Source organism: Pseudomonas corni, from assembly GCF_057128765.1.
The window spans coordinates 257,887-280,061 of record NZ_JBSKHW010000003.1 but is presented as its reverse complement, the minus strand read 5'-3'; the positions used below and the strand labels follow the sequence as shown (position 1 = coordinate 280,061).

At 57.9% G+C, this 22,175-nt stretch carries 20 protein-coding genes; 6 read left to right on the top strand and 14 right to left on the bottom strand.

Going from position 1 to position 22,175, the window contains the following annotated elements; translation table 11 throughout:
* Nucleotides 1–87 precede the first annotated feature (87 nt).
* Both ACWKV9_RS08360 and csrA read left to right on the top strand, forming a co-directional pair.
* Nucleotides 88–1,440: a GntP family permease gene (locus tag ACWKV9_RS08360; RefSeq protein WP_483835617.1), complete on the top strand. Its 1,353-nt coding sequence runs from the start codon at nucleotides 88–90 to the stop codon at nucleotides 1,438–1,440.
* Between the two features lie 577 nt (nucleotides 1,441–2,017).
* Nucleotides 2,018–2,206, top strand: a complete 189-nt coding sequence (gene csrA, locus ACWKV9_RS08355) for a carbon storage regulator CsrA (protein WP_062380972.1) — start codon at nucleotides 2,018–2,020, stop codon at nucleotides 2,204–2,206.
* Nucleotides 2,207–2,489: 283 nt separating this feature from the next.
* Here the strand turns inward: csrA and ACWKV9_RS08350 are convergent, their stop codons facing one another.
* The gene (locus ACWKV9_RS08350; protein WP_483835616.1) at nucleotides 2,490–2,732 is read right to left on the bottom strand and encodes a DUF465 domain-containing protein; all 243 of its coding nucleotides are present in this window, start codon (nucleotides 2,730–2,732) and stop codon (nucleotides 2,490–2,492) included.
* Between the two features lie 188 nt (nucleotides 2,733–2,920).
* On the opposite strand from ACWKV9_RS08350, the gene ACWKV9_RS08345 reads away from it, so the two are divergent.
* The gene (locus tag ACWKV9_RS08345) at nucleotides 2,921–4,165 is read left to right on the top strand and encodes a M20/M25/M40 family metallo-hydrolase (RefSeq protein ID WP_483835615.1); all 1,245 of its coding nucleotides are present in this window, start codon (nucleotides 2,921–2,923) and stop codon (nucleotides 4,163–4,165) included.
* A gap of 51 nt (nucleotides 4,166–4,216) precedes the next feature.
* Here the strand turns inward: ACWKV9_RS08345 and ACWKV9_RS08340 are convergent, their stop codons facing one another.
* Complete coding sequence (locus tag ACWKV9_RS08340) at nucleotides 4,217–5,152, bottom strand: ketopantoate reductase family protein (RefSeq protein ID WP_483835614.1); 936 nt, start codon at nucleotides 5,150–5,152, stop codon at nucleotides 4,217–4,219.
* A 216-nt stretch (nucleotides 5,153–5,368) separates the two neighbouring features.
* Nucleotides 5,369–6,799, bottom strand: a complete 1,431-nt coding sequence (locus ACWKV9_RS08335; protein WP_483835613.1) for a pyridine nucleotide-disulfide oxidoreductase — start codon at nucleotides 6,797–6,799, stop codon at nucleotides 5,369–5,371.
* A 786-nt stretch (nucleotides 6,800–7,585) separates the two neighbouring features.
* Between ACWKV9_RS08335 and ACWKV9_RS08330 the strand changes: the two genes are divergently transcribed.
* The gene (locus tag ACWKV9_RS08330) at nucleotides 7,586–7,900 is read left to right on the top strand and encodes a hypothetical protein (protein ID WP_483835612.1); all 315 of its coding nucleotides are present in this window, start codon (nucleotides 7,586–7,588) and stop codon (nucleotides 7,898–7,900) included.
* 9 nt (nucleotides 7,901–7,909) lie between these two features.
* Here the strand turns inward: ACWKV9_RS08330 and ACWKV9_RS08325 are convergent, their stop codons facing one another.
* From ACWKV9_RS08325 to ACWKV9_RS08315, 3 genes are all read right to left on the bottom strand, one after another.
* Nucleotides 7,910–8,239: a hypothetical protein gene (locus ACWKV9_RS08325; RefSeq protein ID WP_483835611.1), complete on the bottom strand. Its 330-nt coding sequence runs from the start codon at nucleotides 8,237–8,239 to the stop codon at nucleotides 7,910–7,912.
* A gap of 323 nt (nucleotides 8,240–8,562) precedes the next feature.
* Complete coding sequence (locus ACWKV9_RS08320) at nucleotides 8,563–8,823, bottom strand: DUF1652 domain-containing protein (protein WP_483835610.1); 261 nt, start codon at nucleotides 8,821–8,823, stop codon at nucleotides 8,563–8,565.
* Between the two features lie 353 nt (nucleotides 8,824–9,176).
* Complete coding sequence (locus ACWKV9_RS08315; protein ID WP_483835609.1) at nucleotides 9,177–9,653, bottom strand: GNAT family N-acetyltransferase; 477 nt, start codon at nucleotides 9,651–9,653, stop codon at nucleotides 9,177–9,179.
* A 397-nt stretch (nucleotides 9,654–10,050) separates the two neighbouring features.
* On the opposite strand from ACWKV9_RS08315, the gene ACWKV9_RS08310 reads away from it, so the two are divergent.
* Entirely contained in the window at nucleotides 10,051–10,983 is a 933-nt protein-coding gene (locus ACWKV9_RS08310; RefSeq protein ID WP_483835608.1) for a hypothetical protein, read from the top strand.
* Between the two features lie 569 nt (nucleotides 10,984–11,552).
* Here ACWKV9_RS08310 and dctM read toward each other — a convergent pair.
* From dctM to ACWKV9_RS08270, 8 genes are all read right to left on the bottom strand, one after another.
* Complete coding sequence (gene dctM, locus ACWKV9_RS08305; protein WP_483835607.1) at nucleotides 11,553–12,836, bottom strand: C4-dicarboxylate TRAP transporter large permease protein DctM; 1,284 nt, start codon at nucleotides 12,834–12,836, stop codon at nucleotides 11,553–11,555.
* Nucleotides 12,836–13,468 carry a TRAP transporter small permease gene (locus ACWKV9_RS08300; protein WP_483835606.1) on the bottom strand — a complete coding sequence of 211 codons (633 nt, stop codon included), beginning with the start codon at nucleotides 13,466–13,468 and terminating at the stop codon, nucleotides 12,836–12,838. Before ACWKV9_RS08300 ends, dctM begins: the two co-directional genes overlap by 1 nt.
* 103 nt (nucleotides 13,469–13,571) lie before the next feature.
* Entirely contained in the window at nucleotides 13,572–14,570 is a 999-nt protein-coding gene (locus ACWKV9_RS08295; protein WP_483835605.1) for a TRAP transporter substrate-binding protein, read from the bottom strand.
* 481 nt (nucleotides 14,571–15,051) lie between these two features.
* Nucleotides 15,052–15,876 (bottom strand): HpcH/HpaI aldolase/citrate lyase family protein, encoded by an 825-nt coding sequence (locus ACWKV9_RS08290; RefSeq protein ID WP_483835604.1) that lies wholly within the window; start codon nucleotides 15,874–15,876, stop codon nucleotides 15,052–15,054.
* A 247-nt stretch (nucleotides 15,877–16,123) separates the two neighbouring features.
* Entirely contained in the window at nucleotides 16,124–17,323 is a 1,200-nt protein-coding gene (locus tag ACWKV9_RS08285; RefSeq protein WP_483835603.1) for a CaiB/BaiF CoA transferase family protein, read from the bottom strand.
* A 129-nt stretch (nucleotides 17,324–17,452) separates the two neighbouring features.
* A complete protein-coding gene (locus ACWKV9_RS08280) occupies nucleotides 17,453–18,802 on the bottom strand; it encodes an MmgE/PrpD family protein (RefSeq protein WP_483835602.1) in 1,350 nt (449 codons plus the stop codon).
* A gap of 10 nt (nucleotides 18,803–18,812) precedes the next feature.
* Nucleotides 18,813–19,976: an acyl-CoA dehydrogenase family protein gene (locus ACWKV9_RS08275; protein WP_483835601.1), complete on the bottom strand. Its 1,164-nt coding sequence runs from the start codon at nucleotides 19,974–19,976 to the stop codon at nucleotides 18,813–18,815.
* A gap of 153 nt (nucleotides 19,977–20,129) precedes the next feature.
* Nucleotides 20,130–20,969, bottom strand: coding sequence for an HTD2 family dehydratase (locus ACWKV9_RS08270; RefSeq protein ID WP_483835600.1), 840 nt, complete (start codon nucleotides 20,967–20,969; stop codon nucleotides 20,130–20,132).
* Nucleotides 20,970–21,096: 127 nt separating this feature from the next.
* On the opposite strand from ACWKV9_RS08270, the gene ACWKV9_RS08265 reads away from it, so the two are divergent.
* Entirely contained in the window at nucleotides 21,097–22,005 is a 909-nt protein-coding gene (locus ACWKV9_RS08265; protein ID WP_483835599.1) for a LysR family transcriptional regulator, read from the top strand.
* The last annotated feature ends 170 nt before the right edge of the window (nucleotides 22,006–22,175 follow it).

Below are 22,175 nucleotides of genomic sequence, written 5' to 3'. Positions count from 1 at the left end.
CTTTTAATCAGACTCGCACACACGAAGATGACAGACAGCGCCTGATACTGGCTCCAATAAAACAAAATACAACGGAGAGACACCCCCATGTTTGGTATGACCCAAGAGACGTATCTACTTGTGGATGCGGTGGTGACCATCATCGGCCTCGTGCTGTTGATCACCAAATTCAAAGTTCACCCCTTCGTAGCGCTGACCATCGCTGCGGGCTTCCTTGGCCTGACCTCCGGCATGCCGGTGGACAAAGTCATGAAGTCGTTCCAGGACGGTTTCGGCGGCGTGCTGGGTTTTGTCGGCATCATCCTTGGCCTGGGCACCATGCTCGGCAAGCTGATGGCCGATTCGGGCGGTGCCGATCAGATCGCACAAACCCTGATCCGTCGCTTCGGCAAGGAGCGTGTGCACTGGGCGATGATGTTTTCGGCATTCCTGGTCGGCATTCCGCTGTTCTTCGAAATCGGCTTCGTGCTGTTGATCCCGCTGGTGTTCATCGTTGCCCGGCGCAGCGGCGTATCCATCGTCAAAATCGGTATCCCGCTGCTGGCAGGTCTGTCCGCCGTTCACGGTCTGGTGCCTCCGCACCCGGGCCCGCTGCTGGCGATCGGGATTTTCAATGCTGACATTGGCAAGACGATTTTCTACGGTCTGATCGTTGCGCTCCCGACCGCGATCATCGCCGGTCCCATCTACGGCAAATGGATCTCCAAGTACATTCCCGGCAATCCGTCCAAAGAACTGATGGATCAGATTGCCAAGGAATCCACCAACGAAAACCTGCCGAGCTTCGCGATCACTCTGATCACGATTCTGCTGCCGGTGTTCCTGATGCTGCTCAAAACCTTCGCTGACGTCGCGCTGCCAACAGGCCACGTTTTCCGCGTCTGGATGGACTTCATCGGTCACCCCATTGCAGCACTGCTGTTCGCACTGTTGCTAGCGTTTTACACCTTCGGTTCGGCACGTGGCTTCAGCCGCGAGCACATCATCAAGCTGCTGGATCAAAGCCTGGCTCCGGTCGCGGCCATCGTGCTGATCGTCGGCGCTGGCGGTGGTTTCAAGCAGATGCTGGTAGATAGCGGTGTCGGCAACCTGATCGGCCACATGGCCGTGCAGGCGCAGATTTCGCCGATCCTGCTGGCGTGGCTGGTGGCTGCGGTGATTCGCGTCGCCACCGGTTCTGCGACCGTGGCAACTATTACTGGCGCCGGTATCGTCGCACCGGTGGTTGGTATGGTGCCGGGCGTCAACCGTGAGTTGCTGGTACTGGCTACCGGTGCAGGTTCGCTGATCCTGTCCCACGTCAACGACGCCGGGTTCTGGCTGGTCAAGCAGTACTTCAACATGACCGTAGCCGAAACGCTGAAGACCTGGACCGTGATGGAAACCATCCTGTCTGTGGTCGGCATCATCTTCATCATGCTGCTGTCGATGGTGGTGTGATTTAACGCCGCTCAGGCTGCATGCCCGCTTGTTCGGTGGGCATGCAGTGCTTTTACCCATCGCTTACTTCCCCGCCAAAGCCCCTACCCTTCCCCCTGCGGCTTGCGCACCTTTGCGCAGCGACAGTGCATCTCGCCAAGCCGTGATAGCACGCAGCACGCCCGCGAAAACATTCGAAAACAAAGTTGTGCCATTTTGCCCTCACGCTTTTGGGAAGTCTCCTACACTGCACTCAGAGATGGCTTACAGGCCGAGGAATGAAAAATTCTTCACCCCATGGCATGAGTTCTTTGCATTAAATGCGAAAGGAGTGTGCAATAGTCGCCGCCCCGAATTTGGCGACCGTGTTTTGCACCCGCAGACATGGCAATGAAACTGCCAGAATCGGGCAGAATTCGAAGGCCGTTAAGCCCCCGGGACCGATGCCCATAATAAGAAAAAGTCCCAAGGGAATTAAAATCGTACCAATGACGTCATACTGATGAACGCATTTGGATGCATTCGGTAATAACCACCACCCAAAGGCTCACCCAGCCTCTTGGTAGAGGCGCTTCATAAGGCCATCAAGGAAAAGATTATGTTGATACTCACCCGCAAAGTCGGCGAAAGCATAAACATCGGTGACGAGATCACCGTGACCATTCTGGGCGTACAAGGCCTGCAAGTAAGGCTTGGTATCAATGCACCGAAAAACGTTTCGGTTCACCGCGAAGAGATCTACAAACGTATTCAGGCCGAAATTGCGCCGAATCAAGAGCCTCAATAAGCTCGGCTGACGGTCTGTGATACGCAGTCTGCTTCACCCGCAGGCAGACTGCGATACACCGTCCATTCAAGACGCCTGTCGCGCCAGACTATTGTTGGATCCAACCCTCCACAACTCCCCTCTCCCATACCCAGGGACTTAGCCCTCGCTGCCCCCCCCTGACACCGACCGATCGCTGCCATCCGACATGCTTTGCTAAAAAGGCGGCGTAAACCGGCGATTCAAGCGAAAAAAAACGGCAGATCAATGACCCGCCGCTTTGTTATGAATACCGGTTAATGAATCAATCCGAGGCAGTCAACTGCTTCACGATATTGTCCTTGGCCTGCAGCCGTTTTTCCTTGAGCTTTTTCAGCTGATCATCAGAAATGTCTCCTGACGCTCCGGATTCAGCCTTCACCACGTCGGCATCGATTTCATCGTAATGAGTCACCAGCTGGTTCAACTTCGGGTTGCTGCCGCGACGCTTGGCAAGTTCTTCTTTGCTGATACTCAAATCCGCGTATAGATCGTGCTTGACTGGCATGAGGCACCTCTCTTCTTACAGCGACTGAACGTTAAGGTATGAGGGTAGCTCACCGAGAAGGTTCGGTGTTTTTGGCTCTGTGCACAAACGAGTGAAAGCCTACAACATGGCTTTTCAGGCGTGCGAATTTTTCCCGGAGCCGCTAGGGTATGGCCTCAATTTCTCAAAACAACATCAGGGAACGACGTATGAACCTGCCTTTCTCCCGTTCAGCCCTTACCACCGCGTTCGCTTTGAGCCTGGCATTTGGCATGGCTGCCCCGGCGTTTGCGGCGCCCAATCCACAGGTGCAGGCCGATGCCGAAAACTACAAGGCTGAAGCTCTGAAACTGCTGGAGCGCCTGGTGAATATTGACTCGGGCTCCGGTTACGAGCCTGGCCTGACCCAGGTGCGCGACATCACTGTCGATGAGTTAAAAAAGCTTGGCGCGACCATCGAAACCTTCCCCAATACCGCCCCGGATAAAAGTAGCCACGTGGTCGCCACCCTCAAGGGCACCGGCAAGGCAAAAATCCTGCTGATGGCGCACATGGACACCGTGTTTAAAGAGGGTTCGGCCGCCGCTCGCCCTTTTACGATCAAGGACGGCCGCGCCTATGGGCCTGGGGTGATGGATGACAAGGGCGGGATTGTTGCAGGCATTTATGCGCTGAAGATTCTCAAGAACCTGAATTTCAAAGACTACGCCCAGATCACTTTCCTGCTCGACGCCAGTGAAGAAACCGGCTCGGACGCCGCCACCGCGCTGATCCAGAAAGTCGCGAAAGAGCATGACGTCACCCTGAACCTGGAACCGGGCCGCCCCGCCGACGGTTTGGTGGTGTGGCGCAAAGGCAGTGGCACCGCCGTGGTCAACGTCAAGGGCAAGGCCTCCCACGCAGGCGTCGCCCCGGAACTGGGCCGCAATGCCGCCATGGAAGCCGCGCATCAGATCCTGCAACTCGGCAAGCTGGGCGATGCCGAGAAGAAAACCACCATCAACTTTACCGTGCTCAACGCGGGCGACCGGGTCAATGTGATCCCGGATCAGGCCACGGCCAAGGCTGACGTGCGGGTTGCCGTGCCGGAGGAATTCGACCGGATCGAAAAAGACCTGACGCGGGTGTCTGCTGACAAGCTGATCCCTGAGACCGAAGTCACCACCCAACTGATCCGCGGCCTGCCGCCAATGCCGCAGACCGCTGAGTCGGACCGGTTGATGAACATGGCCCAAGGCATCTACGGCGAACTGGGGCGCAAGCTGACCGTTGAAGGCAGCGGCGGAGCGGCGGACGCCAGCCTGGCTGCGGCGGTAGGTGTGCCTACGCTGGATGGCTTCGGTATCGTCGGCGGCAACATCCACACGCCAGAGGAATACGCCGAAGTAGAAAGCGTGTCGCCACGGATCTACCTGCTGACGCGGATGATCATGGAATTGTCGGCCACCAAATAATCACCTTTGCCGGGCGCCGGTGGTAAAACCGGCGAACGCGGAGGGTCGGATCTATCCCTCACGCAATCGGCGCGCTTCGTAGGATTTCAGGTGCAGGTAAACGAAATCCAGGGCGGACAGCAGCGGCTTTTCCTGGCCGCTGGCTGAGCGCCGGGCCACCATATCGCCGATTACGTGCTCGACCTCTATGGCGGCGCCTCGCTCGATGTCGCGCAGCATGGATGCCGTCATCTTCGAACCGGTTGTCGTCAGCATCTTCTGAAACCGCATTCGGACATCGCTGCGTAACGGGTAACCCGCGTGTTCGGCAATGCTGGCGCATTCAGCCAGAAGTTTAAGTACCAACGGCTCACCGCCAGCCGCCAACACGTCGCCGATACTGGCGCGCATTGAACCGGTGACACCCGCGGCGGTGGCAATGAAACACCACTTTTCCCACATCTCCTGAACAATTTGCTGACTCAGGTTGGCGGCGAATCCTGCATCGGCGAGTGCTTCGGCAACCCGCAGGATTCGCGGCGTCAAGGCGCCACTGAGCTCGCCAAAGGAAAGTTGATTAGTGTCATTCAAATGCAGGATGGCGCCCGACGCGTCACGATCCAGCGAGATCAGACACTGCCCGCCCAGCACGTTGGCAGCATCGAAGCGCTCCTTGAGGCGGTCCAGGTGTCCCATACCGTTGAGCAGAGGCAGGATCAAAGTGTCTGGCCCTACCGCAGCGGCGAACGCGTCCATCGCAGCGTCCAGATCGTAGGCTTTGCAGCTGAGCAGGATCAGGTCGTAAGCCTGGCCCAGCTGGGTGCTCAGTAAATAAGGCGGCGACGGGTATTCAATGTTGCCCAAGGGGCTGCGCACCACCAGACCGTCCCGATCCAGTTCCTCGGCCCGGCCGGTTCTGACCAGAAACGTGACATCACGACCTGACTCCAGTAGGCGTCCGCCAAAATACCCCCCAATCGCTCCTGCTCCCACGATCAATATGCGCATGTGCTGTGATCCCTTTCGAGTGAATCGAGGTGCTGCCAACGCAACAAGAATAGATGAAGCCCGGCACTCTAACCAAAAGCAAGATGATGGCCAACATGTTAATCCCAGCCCTAATGTCAGGCCTACTTGTGCAAAGGGTCGGTCGCCATCGTTCAAGGCAAAAAAAATCCCGAACACGGTAAAAAAGTGTTCGGGATCGTTCATGCAGACAGTGGATCAGGAATGCGCATTGACCAGGGTCGGCCACAGGAACGGCATGCGCGGCACCTCGCGATTGGGCATCAGCTTGCGGCTGAGGCTGACCGGTTCCAGCACCGATTCCTGCAAGCGCGCCAGCACCGCGTCAATGACCGTGCTACTGGCGTCATGGTGAAATTGCCAGACGCCGTAGATGCGGCCGTCGAAAGACGCCTCACTGCCCAGACGCGGATCAACGCCAAGACCTGCCCCGAGCCCGAACAGGTGCAGCCCGTACAGACGCTGACCGGTGCTGTCGAGCGGGCACCCCGAAGGATCCGAGTCCAGCCCGCCTTTGACTTCAAGCAATCCGATGGCACCACCGCTGGCGTAATTGAGCGCTGGCAAGCGCGGCTGATAGCCCGTGCATTGCACCACTACGTCCGATTCAGCCAGCGCTTGGCGGGCACTTTCATACTGACCTTGCGGCCCTTTTTCGGTCTGGAACAGCTGCACCCGCACGCCGGTTTTTCCGATCCGTCCGCAGGCGAGCGCTTCTCGCCCTACATCCAGCGCGCGATATCGCAAACCACCGGAGCGGTTGACCCGCCCCGAGATCGGACATACATCCTGCTGCTCATCGAATGCATAGCCGGCCGTCGCCGCTGCCGCCGCGCTCTCGTAGAACAGCCGGATCGGCGAACGGTGGATCAGCGTGACCTCTTTGAGCCCTGCAAACTCCAGGGCGTCTGCCAGGTTTTCTAGCACCGAAAAAGCGCTGTGCGAGCCGCCGACCACGATGATTCGGCCATTGCGAGCAAGAGTTGGCGCGAAGTAGTCACGCAGTTGCACGGCGTTCATGCGCAGCAATGCGTCAGCACTTTGAACCTGAGCCGAGGGCGAAACCGCCAGTCCTTGATCAGCCAGACTGTTGAGCAAATGCTGAGGGTCCTGGCGGCCTCCCAGATTGAGGATCACAGAGCGGCAACGGATTCTGCGACTGCGCCCTTCCGACTCCACCCACACCTGATACTCGTCGCCATCACTGACGACTTCAGTGATGGTCGTGCTACGCCACAGCTTGACGCCGTAATGATCGACGATAAAGTCCAGCACCAGCTTCGACGCCTCCGCAAGCAACTCGCTGACGTCTGACAACTGTGGTGCGCTCTGCGCTTGCCGCCGGATGCGCCAATAGGCAGGGGAATGTTCCAGCGGCTCAAAGACATCACGCAATGCGGGGTCGCGCAGGCAGTCCAGGAACACATCTCCCACCGAGTTGGCAGTGATGCGATATTCCCCAAGACGCCCAGTCCCGGGATTAGCGCTTGCATCGACAATGATCAGGCCATCCTTGGCCAATTCCGGCATTACACCGCTCTTCAACGCGTTGAAGAGCATGCCCATTCCCGCAGGCCCTGCGCCTGCGACGACACAACCGCACACGGTTTCCAGATTATCTCCGTACATAATCACTTACTCCAAACTTATCGATGCGTTAGCGCTGCCCGAGCGTTTCTTCGGTACTGCGGGGCGATGAGGAAGGCAGATACACAGCCACTCTTGAGGCGGCCTTGATATACAAAGGAAATTACTCACAAACGACGGCTTTATCACGAACGACAGGAGGATCGGCAAAGTTCAGGCATAACTACCGTAACCAAAAACCGATGTATGAATTTGGCGAACGTCTAAGCAGTAATATTCGTGCTCATCCGCCCGCCCGGCACCCCGTTGATACCGGGCGCAAGCAGCCGATGAATTCGAATGTCGGGAAGATGGAGGGAGGGCAACGCCGCCGGTGCTACCTGGCAACGATGTGACGTGTCAGCAATCAGAAGATGCTACCGCCACTTCGCCGAGCGCCTCTGGATCAACCGTTTCAGGTGAGAAATGCTTCACGCGTCTCGTATTTCTTACAACGCGGAAACTGAGCAGATAGTTTCAAAAAAGGAGGTAAGTGTCAATTTTCTGATAAACACACATAAATCCACATTAGCCAATACAAGATATTGAATATAAACAATAATTTTTTATTGGCGCCGTAAATCAGCTGTTCTATGGATCACCCATACATTTATAAAATCATAATCGACCTCTACACCGACAAGCGCCCATGGGGCGAGATGCAGCGGATGCTCGCTTCTTTCGATGAGTGGCTGATCCTTCGAGAGAAAAAAGGCGAACTATCTCAATCGCATGCGTATCCATTATGAAGTGGATGCTTACTTTTTAATGGCTATGGAGGCGACGGTTATGAATACGCTGAAGATGTTGGGGTCCAGCATTGCGGAAATCGATTATTCCAGGGATACCCTATTCGGACCTATTCCGATGCAGGCCACCTGTCGCGTACGTCTGGAAACTGTCGAGCAGGAGGGGCATTGCCTGCGCGAGTTGACAATCATCGGTGAAGTGCCGGACTACCTGGCAAAGTCGTCGATCATTCGCGTGGCACTGGAAGGCCGTATCGAAGCTGGGCCCATCGTGGATCATTACGCGGCGCATAATGGACAGGAGGCAGCGTTCAAGCTGCTGTTTGAAAATGAATACCCGCGCTCGTTTCATTGAATCGGGTACTCAGTGGGCGTGACTCAGCTCCTGAGCGCGGCTGGCATTAGTTCCGCCTGCGCCGGTAGTCGCGCTTCCGTAGCGAAGACCGTCGACGCTTGGCGCCACATCGAGCCTGGGCTCGGTCGGCATCAATGACTCTCGCTCGGATGGCGTCATGGGCGGGTGAAAGCTGGCGTTTCTCGCCTCAAGCCCGTCTAGCATCAGGTCGATAGCTGCAACGCATCCGACGATTACCAGTATCAATACCCCTAGCATCGCAAGCACTTTTCGGCGATTGAGACGGGTGCGTACATAATCAAAGGTTGGTTGCAGAACCGGTCGCTGATCTTCAGCCATACTGCCCTCTTTTTTGTGTCCAGACGTACAGGTCCTGGGACGACGAACATTGCGCGATCCTTGTCACAGGGTCAATACCTGCCCCGCAAAACATTCCGGCAGCATTGCCCATGCAATGTCAAACCCGCAAGACGCGAATAACCGTACCCCCATTTAATCGTAGGCTAGATCTAAACGGCAGCGCCGCAACAGCGCCCACATGAGTTAGTTCAGTCTAATTAACCGCCACTCATCGCACTAATAAAGATATAAAAAAGCCCGTCAATCTAATTGATTAACGGGCGATGAGCTTATGGAAAGGAGTTATAACGCACAACCCCTGGTTAACTGGCCAGTGCGTGATGATGGGCCTGACTGTTCAGTTCGGACCGCAGGTGTGTGATCAGATCGCAGATAGCACGACTGGTGTCCAGTCGATCCAAAGCGATGCCCGTTACGAACAGCTCGACATGCTCGGTAGCGGGATCAATGACTTCTACCGTCATCGTTTTCAGTGCCGAGACCGTACAGTTACAACGTAAAGGCAGAAAAGCACTTTCAATTATGCTGCGTAACTCCAAATCGGAAAGCCTGCAAGCAATCATTGGATCGTCCTCCAGGCACGCTGCCAAACGCCGGACAGGAGGTGCCACTGAGTTCTTATAATGGCGTTACTGAGTATTTCATTACCCGCTGCACTATAAATTCCGCACGACGAGATATACGTCAAGTTATACGCCGCGCTCCATCTTGAAGCAACTTTCGGGAAGGACGTTGCGAAAGGGGGAGTGATCCCGGCGTATTAAAAGAAGAAACGATTCACTAAACGTATTTGAATGAGAAAAATGGCATTCATTGTCTATTTGAGTGTGGCCGCCAGAAACAAATTGTTAGAAAAGGAATTATATAGCTGAGCCACTCGTCGGCAAGCATTCCTGCCGACGGCGCGATCGCTGTTTCAGCCCTTCAGTAAGCGCAAATGGATAAGGGCGACGCGAGCGCCCTTCTTGTCCAGCCGCTCTTCGATCGAGAATGGTTTGAAGCCCAGTTTCGGGTAGAACAGCAAGCCTGGGACGTTGTGATTGAAACAGGACGCCGTCAGCTCGCTGGCTTCATGTTTGCCAAATGCCAGTTCCATCATGCACCCGATCATATAGCGGCCGACACCCTTGGAACGGGCATGGGGCGCAATGATGACATTACCCATCGAGCACCTCCCCCGAAAGTCGTAGCGCGAAAAGTTGGCGAAACCCACGACTTCACCGTTGAGCTCGATCACCGTGTTGTCAGAGCGCTGTTCGATAGAGTCGGTGAGCTGAGCGGGCGTCAACGGAAATACCGCTTTGGGGAACATATAAAACAGCTCATCGACGGATTGGGGCATCTCGCAAATGATCGGAACGTCTTTTTCTTCCAGGGGGCGATGCAGAAACATGGGCGGTTATCCTCTCGAAGAAACGGGTTCTAAAAAGAAAACTATAGGCCAAACGCGGCGTTAGAGCGCCGATTTGGCACTTTCGTTTCATGGCAATGTGGCAATCGGTGTATCGGCAACTACCACAGACTCAGCGGCGGTATTAAGGCTTCGTCTGAGCTTTAGGTTCTGACGCAGGTTTAGCCATTAACTCGTTGATGGGCCTGATATTTACCAACCGGGCATAACGCCTGTCAAAACTAGCCCGCTCATGCAAATTGCATGATAGCGCCGCCGGGTAAACTTTATATCCCATTGATATACAAGACTATTTACGCAATCCACTGAATGGCACAACCTCTGCAAAAGTGAAGGTGGAAAAGATGTAACAATATTATTCGCACGGAGCAACATAACAATGAATCCATCCCCTGATACCTATCCTGCCGCAGCAGAGGCACACACCAACATCTCAGGAGTTTCCTGGGGTGCCATTTTCGCGGGGGCCGCAGGTGCTGCGGCGCTCTCCCTCATCCTTATATTGCTGGGCACAGGGCTTGGCTTCTCGGCGATGTCGCCTTGGGCCAATGAAGGTGCTAGCGCCAAAGGGCTGGGTATTTCAACCGTTATCTGGTTGGCAGTGACTCAGATTCTTGCTTCCGGCATGGGTGGTTACCTGGCTGGCCGACTTCGCGTGAAGTGGGCAAATATGCACGGTGACGAAGTCTACTTCCGCGACACCGCACACGGCTTCCTGTCCTGGGCAGTCGCAACGCTGGTCGCAGCGGTATTAATCGTAGGATCAGTGGGCAACATCGTTGGCGGCGGCGTTAAAGCTGGCGCGAGCATGGTGTCTGGCGCAGCGAGTGCTGCAACGCAAGCGGCGGGCACTGCTGCCAGCAACACCAGCAGCGACCAATATGGCTACTTCGTAGACAGTCTTTTTCGCGACAACCGTCCAGTGGCTGTGACCGATGATGCTGCACGCGGTGTGGTTGTGCGCATCTTCACCAAAACCCTGGCCAACGATGGTCAGCTGGCGGCAGAAGATCGTAACTACCTGGCTCAGTTGGTTGCACAACGCACCAACCTGTCTCAGGCCGAAGCTCAGGCTCGTGTAGATCAGGTTTATGGCCAGGCTCGTCAAGCGGTTGAAGACGCCAAGCTGAAAGCCAAACAGGCTGCCGACACGGCTGCCAAAGTTGCCGCCATGGCCGCTCTGTGGACCTTCGTCGCGCTGCTGATCGGTGCCTTCATTGCCAGTCTCGCCGCTATCTGGGGTGGTCGTCGTCGTGACGCCGTGACCTACCTGGAAACCCGTCCATATGCCACCACTGCACCTATCCGCTAATAAGGAGATTAACCATGCGCTCACTACTGCTGCTGTTCCTCGGCGTTCCAATCCCGATCATCATCCTGATTGCGCTGTTCATGCACTGATCAGGCGATAGACAAAAAGGGGGAGCAGATATCTGCTCCCCCTTTTTTGTTGCCGTTGTCTCGTCCTGTAGGAGCCTTGTTGGCGAGCCGCTTTACGCGGTGTCTTAGGCAAAACGCCTGGCGAACAAGTTCGCTCCTACAGGGTGTACGCGGTTCGCCGGATGCGTCTTCTGTAGGAGCCAACTTGTTGGCGAGACAGACAACGCGGTGTCTCAGGCAAAACGCCTCGCGAACAAGTTCGCTCCTACAGGGTGGACGCGGTTCGCCGGATGCGTCTTCTGTAGGAGCCAACTTGTTGGCGAGACCGGCAACGCGGTGTCTCAGGCAAAACGCCTCGCGAACACGTTCGCTCCTAAAGGGTTTTCACGCGGTTCGATGGGTGCATCCTCTGTACGAGCCAACTGGCTGGCGAGACCGGCAACGCGGTGTGTCAGGTACAACACCTCGCGAACAAGTTCGCTCCTACAGGGTTTGCACCGCCTAGGGCATCCCGAGCCAGGTCGGCAACGCCAGGGATATGAACGGCACGTACGTCACCAGGATCAGGAACGCCAGCAGGATGCCCAGCCACGGCAGCGCTGCTTTGATGGTTTCGCCAAGCGTCAACCCGGTCACCGCCGAAGTCACGAACAGGTTCAATCCCACCGGCGGATGCACCAAACCAATTTCCATGTTGACCACCATCACGATCCCCAGGTGAATCGGGTCGATCCCCAGCTTCATGGCGATCGGAAAGAAGATCGGCGCCAAAATCAGAATGATCGCCGATGGCTCCATGAAGCTGCCCGCGATCAGCAGCACAATGTTGACCATGATCAGGAAGCCGATTGGCGTCAGCCCTTCGGACAACACCCAAGTGGTGATCTGTTGCGGGATCTGTTCAGTGGTGAGTACGTGGGCAAACAACATGGCATTGGCGATGATGAACATCAGCATGATCGACAGCCGACCCGACTCGATCAACACCTTCGGACAGTCCTTGAAACTCATGTCCTTGTAAACAAACAGCGCAATGAATGCGGAGTACACCGCTGCCACCGCCGCCGCTTCCGTGGGCGTGAACATGCCGCTGTAGATCCCGCCAAGAATGATCACCAGCAGTAGCAAACCCCAGAACGCCCGTTGCGCCGTGTGCAGCCACTGGCGGAACGTGACGCGCGGTTGCGCAGGTAGTTTCTTGACCCTGGCGACGATGTAGATCACCACCATCAGAATCACGCCCAGCAAGATGCCCGGCACGACGCCTGCGATGAACAGCTTGCCCACCGACGTTTCTGTGGCAGCGGCGTAAACCACCATCACGATTGATGGCGGAATCAAAATACCCAAGGTCCCGGCGTTACAGATAATCCCGGCACCGAAAGCCTTCGGGTAACCAGAACGCACCATCCCCGCCACGGCAATTGAACCCACGGCAGCAACCGTCGCGGGCGAGGAACCCGACAACGCCGCAAACAACATACAGGCCAATACCGCTGCAATCGCCAGGCCGCCGCGAATGTGACCAACGCAGGCATTAGCAAAATCGATAAGCCGCTGCGCCACCCCGCCGGTGGTCATGAAGGCCCCGGATAAAAGGAAGAACGGAATCGCCAGAAAGGTATAGCTGTCGGACGTTTCAAACAGCTTGATTGCCAGTGAACTCAACGAGTCCTGACTGAACATCAATATCGACACCGCGCCGGACAACCCGAGCGAGATCGCAATCGGCACGCCCAGAAACATGAAAACGAACAGCAGCAGGAACAGACAGATGACCGTCATCAGTGTTGCTCCTCGGCAGGACTTGCCAGCTTGGTGGCTTCCGCCGCTTCGTCAGCCAGGCCGAGGCCGACCTGCCGATAGGTGTAGATGCGGTACATGATTTCCAGATAACGGGCGATCACCATGAGAAAGCCGATGGGCACGATGACCGTGATGTAGGCCACCTTGATCCCGTAGCGATCAAGGTCTTCGGCACCAATACCGGCGACGAACAACGCCGATACCCATTTGTAGCTCGCCATCAGAAACAGCCCGGCGTAGGCCATACAGCAAGCACACGCCAGCATGGCCAGCCAGCGCTGCACGGGTTTGCTGGTCAGCTTGACCAACGCGTCCACGCCCAGGTGACCGGCAGTGCGTACACCGTAGGCGATGCCAAAGAAAATCAGCCAGCCGAACAGGGCCTTGGTCAGCGCCACGCTCCAGGTCATCTCCTGGGCGTACCCCATCAGGTGATCGCCAATGCCTGCGAAGAAATCGCTACTGACCGCCCACTGATCGCTCAGGCTGTAGAACAGCGTGTAGATGTTGTTCAGCGCCACGTAAACGAATGTCACCAACGTCATGGCAGCCAGCAGAAAGGCAATCATGCCTTCCTCAAAGTGCTCCCAGACTCGCCTCAGCGATTGCATAAGAATTCTCCGAACGTCGAGAGAGCAGCCACCCTGGACCGGGTGGCCGCGCAGGCATCAAAGCCTGCTCAGATCACGGCTTAAAGCATCGGTAAAACCGGGTTCAAGGTGCCTTGTTGGAGTCGTCGGCGGCCTTGATCATGTCCGCGCCGATTTCATCGGAGAATTTGTCCCAGACCGGCTTCATCACTTCACGCCATTTGGCCCGTTGCTCCGGGGTCAATGCATCGATCTCGCTGGTCTTGGCGTCGACAATCTTCTGCTTGGCGGTCTGGTTCAGCGCCTCGGCCTGTTTGTTCACTTCCACCGTCACCTGATCAAGGATCTTCTGCAGCTCGGCGCGAACGTCTTCCGGCAGACCGTTCCAGAATTTGGAGTTGGTGATGACCATGTAGTCGATCAGACCATGGTTGGTCTCGGTGAAGAACGGCTGGACTTCGTTGACCTTCTGGCTTTCGTAGTTCGACCAGGTGTTTTCAGTGCCGTTGACCGTACCGGTCTGCAACCCTTGATAGACCTCGGCGAAGCTCATCTTGCGCGGATTGGCGCGCAGCGCGACGAACTGGGCTTCCAGTACGCTGGAGGCCTGCACGCGGAATTTCAGGCCGCGGGCATCCTTGGGCTCGATCATCTTTTTGTTGGCCGACAATTGCTTGAGGCCGTTGTGCCAGTAAGCCAGGCCGTGAATACCTTTGTCGTCCATGGAGGTCAGCAGGGCTTTACCCTGCGGCCCCTGTTGAAACCGATCTACGGCAGCCAGGTCATTGAACAGGAATGGCAGGTCGAAAATTTGCACCTTCTTGGTGTACTGCTCAAACTTTGCCAGCGACGGCGCCAGCATTTGCACGTCCCCCAGCAGCAGCGCTTCCATCTCCTTGCCATCGCCGAACAGCGAAGAGTTGGGATAGACCTCGACTTTCACTTTGTCTTTGAGCTGAGGGTCGGCGGCGACCATCTTCTGAAACATCAAGGCGCCCTGCCCCTTGGGCGTGTTTTCAGCCACCACGTGAGCGAACTTGATAACTATGGGGTCGGCTGCCTGCGCCAGGCTGGCCATAGAGACTGCGGCGGCGCAGAAAAGCACCTTGGTCAGCTTCAACATCGATATCACCTTTTTATTGTTGTAGGAGAAGTCAGCCTCTGAGGGCTGCTGGTTCGAAGCAATGTCGCACAGCGAGTGTGGCCCAAAGATGGCCCATTACCAGGCGTTTAGAGAATTAGCTTTTAAATAAGCCAGCGTTCGGTACGGCTGAACGCCAGCCAGTAGCCTCGACTTTCCTCTGTAGGAGCCAACTTGTTGGCGAGCCAGACAGCGCGGTGTGTCAGGCACAAAGCCTCGCGAACAAGTTCGCTCCTACAGAGTTGCGCGTCGATCATCCGGGCGCATTACCTGTAGGAGCCAACTTGTTGGCGAGCCAGACAGCGCGGTGTGTCAGGCCAAACGCCTCGCGAACAAGTTCGCTCCTACAGAGTTGCGTGTCGATCATCCGGGCGCATTAGCTGTAGGAGCCAACTTGTTGGCGAGCCAGACAGCGCGGTGTGTCAGGCACAAAGCCTCCCGAACAAGTTCGCTCCTAGAGGGGTTATCCAACTGCCAACGCCAACAGACGCTGGGCGCGGAGCAACACCGGGGCGTCGACCATCTGGCCATCCAGTTGAAAGGCCCCGGCGCCCTTTGCGGCAGCACTGGCCTCGACCACCTTCTTCGCCCAGCTCAAGTCGTCGTCACTAGGCGCAAGGGCTGCATGGATCACGGCCACCTGCTTGGGATGAATGCACAGCGCGCCGCCGTAACCCATGTCGTAGGCGTGGCGGGTGGCGCGCTGCAATCCGTCGGGGTCGCCAATGGACGGAAATACGCCATCCAGCGGCGGCAGCAGATCGGCGCCGCGAGAATGCAACTGAACGGACATACGCGCCTGATCCAGGAACAACTGCGCCGCCACAGTGCCGGTGTTCAGGTTCAGATCCAGCGCCAGATCCAGGCCGCCGAACGACAACCGCTCGACGCCCTCTGCATGAGCGATCTGTTCAAGCGCAAGCAAACCCTTGGCGCTTTCGATGATGGGCCAGATCGGTTTGCCGGTTTTCCAGACCGCCGCAACGTGAGCTGCGCTTTCGACTTTGGGCAGCAAAATCCCGGCAACGCCTGCGTGCTGTTTGCAGAACGCCAGGTCAGCGGCATGTTCGGCGTGATCGGGCGAATTAACCCGCACCCAGACTGATACCTGCGGATTGCCTTGCAAGAAGGCCGCAAGGTTTTCTCGGGCCTGGCGCTTGAGAGGTTCTTCAACGGCGTCTTCAAAATCGACGATCACCGCATCCGCGCCCGCAGCCAACGCCTTGGCAAAACGCTCGGGTCGGCTGCCGGGCACAAACAGTGCAGAGCGGACGATGGGTTGGGGCATGGTGTGTTCCTCTTTCATGGACCTGGAAGTACAGCGGCGCTGGACAAAATTCTTCGCGAGCAAGCTCCCTCCCACAGGTTCGGCATTCGCCGCGCTCTTTGTAGGAGCTGCCGATGATCGGCGAACGTTCAACCCCGTGGGATTGGACCTGTCCGCGAAGACATAGGCTCGGTCGACACCTCTTCGGCGCCTGATCGATTGCAATCGCGGACAGGTCCGCTCCCACGGGTTTTGCGATGGCAAAAACTCAAACCACTCCAGCCGCCAACAACCGCGCCTGCTCTTCAGCCGAAAACCCCAGCTCCCCAAGAATGCTGCCAGTGTGCTGCCCCAACCCCGGCACGCCATCCATGCGCGGAGTGAAGGCGGCATTCCGGCCCGGCGGCAGCAACGACGGCAACGGGCCTGACGGACTGTCCACCTCGCGCCAACTGTCCCGGGCCTTGAGCTGCGGGTGATCCCACACGCCCTGCATATCGTTGACCCGCGCGTTGGCGATCTGCGCGTCTTCAAGACGTGCCACGACCTCGTCCACGCTCAACGTCGCAAAGCCGTCGACGATAATTTGCCGCAGCACGTCTCTGTTTTCCGAACGTTTGAAGTTCGCCGAAAAACGCTCGTCAGTCGCCAGCGCCTTGTCCAGCAAGACCTTCTCGCAGAACAGCGCCCACTCTCGCTCGTTTTGCAGGCCCAACATGATGGTCCCGCCACCGCCGGTGGGAAACGGTCCATAGGGGTAAATCGTCGAATGCGAAGCCCCGGCGCGGGGAGGCGGCGGCGCGCCGTTGTAGGCGTAATACATCGGGTAGCCCATCCACTCGACCAGGCTTTCGAGCATCGACACATCGATGCGGCTGCCAACGCCGGTTTTGTCGCGCAGCATCAGCGCCGAGAGGATGCCGGTGTAGGCGTACATGCCCGCCGCGATATCAGCAATCGAACAACCGGCCTTGGCCATCTGCTCTTCACCGGGACCACCCGTCACAGAGAGAAAGCCGCCTTCGCTCTGAATCAGCAGGTCGTAGGCTTTCTTCTTTTCATAGGGACCGCCCTCGCCGTAGCCGGAGATGTCACAGACGATCAGCCGTGGAAAGCGCTCTTTCAGTGCCTCGAACGACAAGCCCATGCGCGACGCAGCGCCCGGCGCGAGGTTTTGTACCAGCACGTCGGCCTTGCCCAGCAGCGATTCGAGGATATCGCCTGCTTCGTCCTGCTTGAGGTCAAGGGTCAGGCTTTCCTTCGAGCGGTTGGTCCAGACGAAGTGCGAGGCCAGGCCGTCGACGCGTTGATCGTAGCCACGGGCAAAATCGCCGCTGCCCGGGCGCTCGACCTTCACCACCCGCGCGCCAAGATCGGCCAGTTGCCGCGTGCAGAACGGCGCGGCGATGGCGTGTTCCAGGCTGATGACAGTGATGCCGTCCAAGGGACGGAGGTTTGTTTGGGTCATGTTCATTTACCTCGTGGCTCGCAATTGTAGGAGCGCGCTTGCCCGCGATTTCGATCCATCCGTTTACATAGATGAACCTGACACACCGCAATCGCGGGCAAGCGCGCTCCTACAACGGTCCATCACCTGTTAGATCAAATCGGTCAGATACTGCGCATCCCGCAGCTGCCACACTTTCTGGATCAGCGCCGCGCCCTGCTCCACCGTCCGCGCGCCGGAGAACGCCAGCAGCCGCTGGAATTTGCTTTCCAGTTCAGGCCGCGACAGGGTATTGCCCGGATCGCCTTTGGGGTCGTCGATGGCGGCGGTCAGCGTGCGGCCGTCGGTGGTAGTAACGATCACCCGGCCCAACCAACGCGCTGGATAGGCAGCATCGACTTCAGGGTCCAGCTCCATGGTGACTTTTTCGCGGAAGGCATCGACATCGGCATCGGTCAGCGCCAGATCGCGAAACTCGATCAACTGCGCGCTGCCATGCACGGCAATAAGACCCAGCACCGCGCCCATGGAAAACTTCGCCTGATGCACCGTCGTCGGCACAACAACGCGGCCCAGCACATCGATGGCGCCCTGATGCACCCTCGTGACGACCTTGGCAATCTGGTCATGACGCAGACCTTCATGCTGCATCAAATGCAGCAACGCATCGGCCGCAGGATGAGTGTGACGACACGAGGCGTGATACTTGAACGAGGTCTCCACCAGCGCCCATCGCGTGCCGAGGCGGTCAGACAATTTGCTTGGATCGGCATCGGAGGACATTCCCGCCGCCATCCCTTGGTCGCCCTCCAGAATATTGCGCGCGCCAGTCAGGCCGTCTTCGGTCAGGTAGGCCGCGAGCAAACCATCGGCAGCGGCTTTGGCTGTGTGCAGCTGTTTGGAGTCAGCAGCATCGCGCAAGAACTCCCACAAACCAGAAGCCTGTGTGCCCGCTGTACCCAGCACGTTGATGAACTGCTCTTTATCGAAATCCAGCAGCTTGCCCACCGCAACCGCCGCCGCCAGCGTCCCGACCGTGGCCGTGGTGTGGAAGATGCGGTAGTGCGAGCGCCCCATGAACTCGCCGATGCGAATCCCGGCTTCATACCCGGCCACCGACGCCAGCAGCAAGTCTTTACCGGACTTGTTCAGGTCCTGAGCAGCAGCCAGAACGGCTGAAAACACCACTGTGGCCGGATGCAGCACGGAGCTGTTGTGCAAGTCGTCCTGCTCAACCAGGTGCGAAGAAGCGCCGTTGACCAAGGCCGCGAAGTACGCCGACGTGCCGCGCCCGCTGACCAGAATTTTCGACGCGCCGTCAGCTGGCCCCATACGCTGGGCATAGCGCTCGAACAATGGAATGGGCCGTGCGTTCTGGCTGGCCAGCGCCGAGCCGATCCAGTCCAGAAACAGGTCTTCGGTGCGGTCCAACACGGGGCCGGGAATGTCCTCGTATTTCAGGTCGGCGAGGAACGCCGCCAAGGCTTGGGTGTGGCTCATGTGCGGGTCCTCAGAAACTGCGTGGCAGTTCGAGCAGGTGCTCGGCGACGTAGGAAAGAATCAGGTTGGTTGAGATCGGCGCCACCTGGTACAGACGGGTCTCGCGGAATTTGCGCTCCACGTCATACTCGCAGGCGAAGCCGAAGCCACCGTGGGTTTGCAGGCACGCGTTGGCCGCTTCCCAAGACGCCTTAGCCGCCAGGTATTTGGCCATGTTGGCGCTGGCCCCGGCGTTTTTGCCGCTGTCGTACTCCTCGCAGGCGCGCCAGCGCATCAGGTCAGCGGCTTCCACCTCGATGTGCGCTTCGGCAATCGGGAACTGCACGCCCTGGTTCTGGCCGATGGGGCGACCGAACACCACCCGATCACGGGCGTAGGCGCTGGCCTTTTCGATGAACCAGCGACCGTCGCCAATGCACTCGGCGGCAATCAGCGTGCGCTCGGCATTGAGACCGTCGAGGATGTATTTGAAGCCCTTGCCCTCTTCGCCAATCAGGCTGTCCAGCGGCAGTTCGAGGTTGTCGAAAAACAGCTCGTTGGTTTCATGGTTGACCATGTTGGCAATCGGCTGAACCGTCAGGCCCTTGCCGATGGCCTCGCGCAGGTCAACGATGAAAATCGACATGCCTTCGGACTTCTTCTTTACCTCGGCCAGTGGAGTGGTGCGCGCCAGCAGGATCATCAGGTCCGAATGTTGAACACGAGAGATCCAGACCTTCTGGCCGTTGATGACGTACTTGTCTCCCTGCTTCACGGCAGTGGTCTTGATTTTGGTGGTGTCGGTGCCGGTGGTGGGCTCGGTCACGGCCATCGATTGCAGGCGCAACTCGCCGCTGGCGAGCTTGGGCAGGTAATAACTTTTTTGCGCCTCGCTGCCGTGGCGCAGCATTGTGAACATGTTGTACATCTGGCCGTGAACGGTGCCGGAGTTGCCGCCACAGGCGTTCACTTCTTCAAGGATGACCGAGGCTTCGGCCAGGCCCAGCCCCGAGCCGCCGTATTCGGTGGGGATCATCGCCGACAGCCAGCCGGCGTCGGTCAGCGCCTTGACGAAGGTTTCCGGGAAACCCTTTTCTTCATCGATCTTGCGCCAGTACGCAGCGTCGAAATCGGCGCACAAAGCGCGCACGCCTTCGCGGATGGCATTGAGGTCTTCATCGTCGTACGGATTCATCTTGTTATGTCCTCGGATATACCTTGGCCTCTGTAGGAACGAACTTTTTCGCGAGGCGTTTACCTGATGCACCGCGCCAGGCTTCTCGCCAACGAGTTGGCTCCTACAGAAAGCGCATGCTTCATTTCATGGAGAGATCAATTCATGGAGAAATCAGTCGAACTGCACTTCAGCGCTCTGCGCCACACCGGCCTCATTGCCTGCCCACAACTGCGCCTTGCCTGGCTCGATAATCTGGCCACCGACACGAAACGGCGTCGGCACCTTCAACGGTCGCACCCCGCGATAGGCGAAATGGCGCACGCGCTTGTCGGGGTTGGCACGAATGAACGCACGCAGGTTGAAGGTGGCGATCATCGGACCGTGGACCACCAGGCCCGGGTAGCCTTCGGTGTCAGTGACGTAGGGGTAGTCGTAATGAATGCGATGGCCGTTGAAAGTCACGGCGGAGTAGCGGAACAACAAGGTCGGGGTCGGCGAAATGGTCTCGCTCCAGTCGCCCTGCTCCGGCGCGTCGCCGCTGTTGAGTTTCGGCGCATTGGGCTCGCGGTAGACGATGTCCTGCTCTTCGCGCACGCACAGTTCGCCATTTTGCGAGTAGTCGTGCTGCACGGTGACGAACAGCAGCGAACCGGTGCGGCCGTGCTTCTCTTCGATGTGCAGGATGGTCGACAGGCGGTGGGCCTCGGCGCCAACCTTCAACGGCGCGATGAACTCGACACGGCCACCGGCCCACATGCGATTGCGATTGTCAGCAGGGGGCAAGAAGCCGCCGCGGGCAGGATGGCCGTCAGCGCCCAGTTGCGACTCGAACACCGGTTCCTGAAAAAAACACCACTGCCAGAGCGGCGGCAGGGCATCACCATCGGCAGGGAGCGGCTCGCCGAAGGTCGCGGCGATGCGTTTGATCAGGTTACGGCTCAGGTGGTCGGTCGCCTCTTCGGTACGGCCGATCCAGGCACTGAAATCCGTCGGCAAATCTGAAGCACTCATAGCCAGGCAGCCTCTGCATTTGTTGTTATCGCCAGATCATGCGAGCCGCTCGGCATTCTGTGAATTTGCATTTGCGTAACCCGGCGTTCATGTATGCTGAACGCCCCTGTAATGTCCGGACACAACCATGCACTTCGACCTGGCTGACTTGCGCCTCTTCATTCATATCGGCGAATCACCAAGCCTGACCCAAGGCGCTCGGCGGGCGTTTCTCTCCCCGGCTGCGGCGAGTGCGCGGATCAAGGCGCTGGAAGGTCAGCTCGACACTCGGCTGCTGTACCGCGACAGCCGTGGCGTGGAGCTGACGCCCGCCGGGCAGAAGCTGCTCAAGCACGCGCGCTTGATCATGAGCCAGGTGGATTACCTGAAAGCGGAATTCACCCACTTCGGCACCGATTCGGCCGGGCACATCCGCATCTTCGCCAACACCACGGCGGTGACGGAATTCTTGCCCGAAGTGCTGGCGGGGTTTCTGGCGAAACGCCCTGGGGTGACAGTGGATTTGCAGGAGCGGCTGTCCCGAGACATCGTGCGCGGTGTGCTCGATGGGAGCACCGACATGGGGATTATTGCCGGGCCAGTTGAAGCGGCGGGCTTGCAGGTCATCCACTTCAGCACCGACCGCCTGGTGCTGACAGTGCCGGTGGGCCACGAGCTGGCCAACCACAAAAAGGTCACCCTCAAGCAGACTCTCGCGTTTCAACACATCGGCCTGCACGAAGGCAGCACCTTGTTGAGTTTTTTGCGCGATCACGTCGAGCGCATCGGCCAGAGCCTGTCGCTGAGGATTCAGGTATCGAGCTTTGAGGCGATCTGCCGGATGGTGGAGGCAGGCGTCGGGATCGGAATCATCCCCGAATCCGCCGCCGTGCGGCACAGTCGGACAATGAAGCTGGTGACCATCGAACTGGACGAGCCGTGGGCGATCCGCGAGCGCAGCATTCTGGTTCGAGAACTCGACGCGCTGCCTGGCACCGTTCGCGCATTGATCGCCACGTTGATGCCAGCCCGCCCGGACGCCACCAAGCCCCTGTAGGAGCCAACTTGTTGGCGAGCCCGACAACGCGGTGTGTCAGGCAGAACATCTCGCGAACAAGTTCGCTCCTACAGAGTTTTTGGCGCTTTCGGGATCAGCTTCTGTCCAGCGGCGCAGCGCTGCCCGGCACCGTTCGCGCGCTGATCGCCAACACCGAACCCTGTAGGAGC

Excerpts from the sequence above, each read along its gene's own strand:
- ACWKV9_RS08360 (WP_483835617.1), top strand. The coding sequence starts at position 88 with ATGTTTGGTATGACCCAAGAGACGTATCTACTTGTGGATGCGGTGGTG.
- csrA (WP_062380972.1), top strand. The coding sequence starts at position 2,018 with ATGTTGATACTCACCCGCAAAGTCGGCGAAAGCATAAACATCGGTGAC.
- ACWKV9_RS08350 (WP_483835616.1), bottom strand. The coding sequence starts at position 2,732 with ATGCCAGTCAAGCACGATCTATACGCGGATTTGAGTATCAGCAAAGAA.
- ACWKV9_RS08345 (WP_483835615.1), top strand. The coding sequence starts at position 2,921 with ATGAACCTGCCTTTCTCCCGTTCAGCCCTTACCACCGCGTTCGCTTTG.
- ACWKV9_RS08340 (WP_483835614.1), bottom strand. The coding sequence starts at position 5,152 with ATGCGCATATTGATCGTGGGAGCAGGAGCGATTGGGGGGTATTTTGGC.
- ACWKV9_RS08335 (WP_483835613.1), bottom strand. The coding sequence starts at position 6,799 with ATGTACGGAGATAATCTGGAAACCGTGTGCGGTTGTGTCGTCGCAGGC.
- ACWKV9_RS08330 (WP_483835612.1), top strand. The coding sequence starts at position 7,586 with ATGAATACGCTGAAGATGTTGGGGTCCAGCATTGCGGAAATCGATTAT.
- ACWKV9_RS08325 (WP_483835611.1), bottom strand. The coding sequence starts at position 8,239 with ATGGCTGAAGATCAGCGACCGGTTCTGCAACCAACCTTTGATTATGTA.
- ACWKV9_RS08320 (WP_483835610.1), bottom strand. The coding sequence starts at position 8,823 with ATGATTGCTTGCAGGCTTTCCGATTTGGAGTTACGCAGCATAATTGAA.
- ACWKV9_RS08315 (WP_483835609.1), bottom strand. The coding sequence starts at position 9,653 with ATGTTTCTGCATCGCCCCCTGGAAGAAAAAGACGTTCCGATCATTTGC.
- ACWKV9_RS08310 (WP_483835608.1), top strand. The coding sequence starts at position 10,051 with ATGAATCCATCCCCTGATACCTATCCTGCCGCAGCAGAGGCACACACC.
- dctM (WP_483835607.1), bottom strand. The coding sequence starts at position 12,836 with ATGACGGTCATCTGTCTGTTCCTGCTGCTGTTCGTTTTCATGTTTCTG.
- ACWKV9_RS08300 (WP_483835606.1), bottom strand. The coding sequence starts at position 13,468 with ATGCAATCGCTGAGGCGAGTCTGGGAGCACTTTGAGGAAGGCATGATT.
- ACWKV9_RS08295 (WP_483835605.1), bottom strand. The coding sequence starts at position 14,570 with ATGTTGAAGCTGACCAAGGTGCTTTTCTGCGCCGCCGCAGTCTCTATG.
- ACWKV9_RS08290 (WP_483835604.1), bottom strand. The coding sequence starts at position 15,876 with ATGCCCCAACCCATCGTCCGCTCTGCACTGTTTGTGCCCGGCAGCCGA.
- ACWKV9_RS08285 (WP_483835603.1), bottom strand. The coding sequence starts at position 17,323 with ATGACCCAAACAAACCTCCGTCCCTTGGACGGCATCACTGTCATCAGC.
- ACWKV9_RS08280 (WP_483835602.1), bottom strand. The coding sequence starts at position 18,802 with ATGAGCCACACCCAAGCCTTGGCGGCGTTCCTCGCCGACCTGAAATAC.
- ACWKV9_RS08275 (WP_483835601.1), bottom strand. The coding sequence starts at position 19,976 with ATGAATCCGTACGACGATGAAGACCTCAATGCCATCCGCGAAGGCGTG.
- ACWKV9_RS08270 (WP_483835600.1), bottom strand. The coding sequence starts at position 20,969 with ATGAGTGCTTCAGATTTGCCGACGGATTTCAGTGCCTGGATCGGCCGT.
- ACWKV9_RS08265 (WP_483835599.1), top strand. The coding sequence starts at position 21,097 with ATGCACTTCGACCTGGCTGACTTGCGCCTCTTCATTCATATCGGCGAA.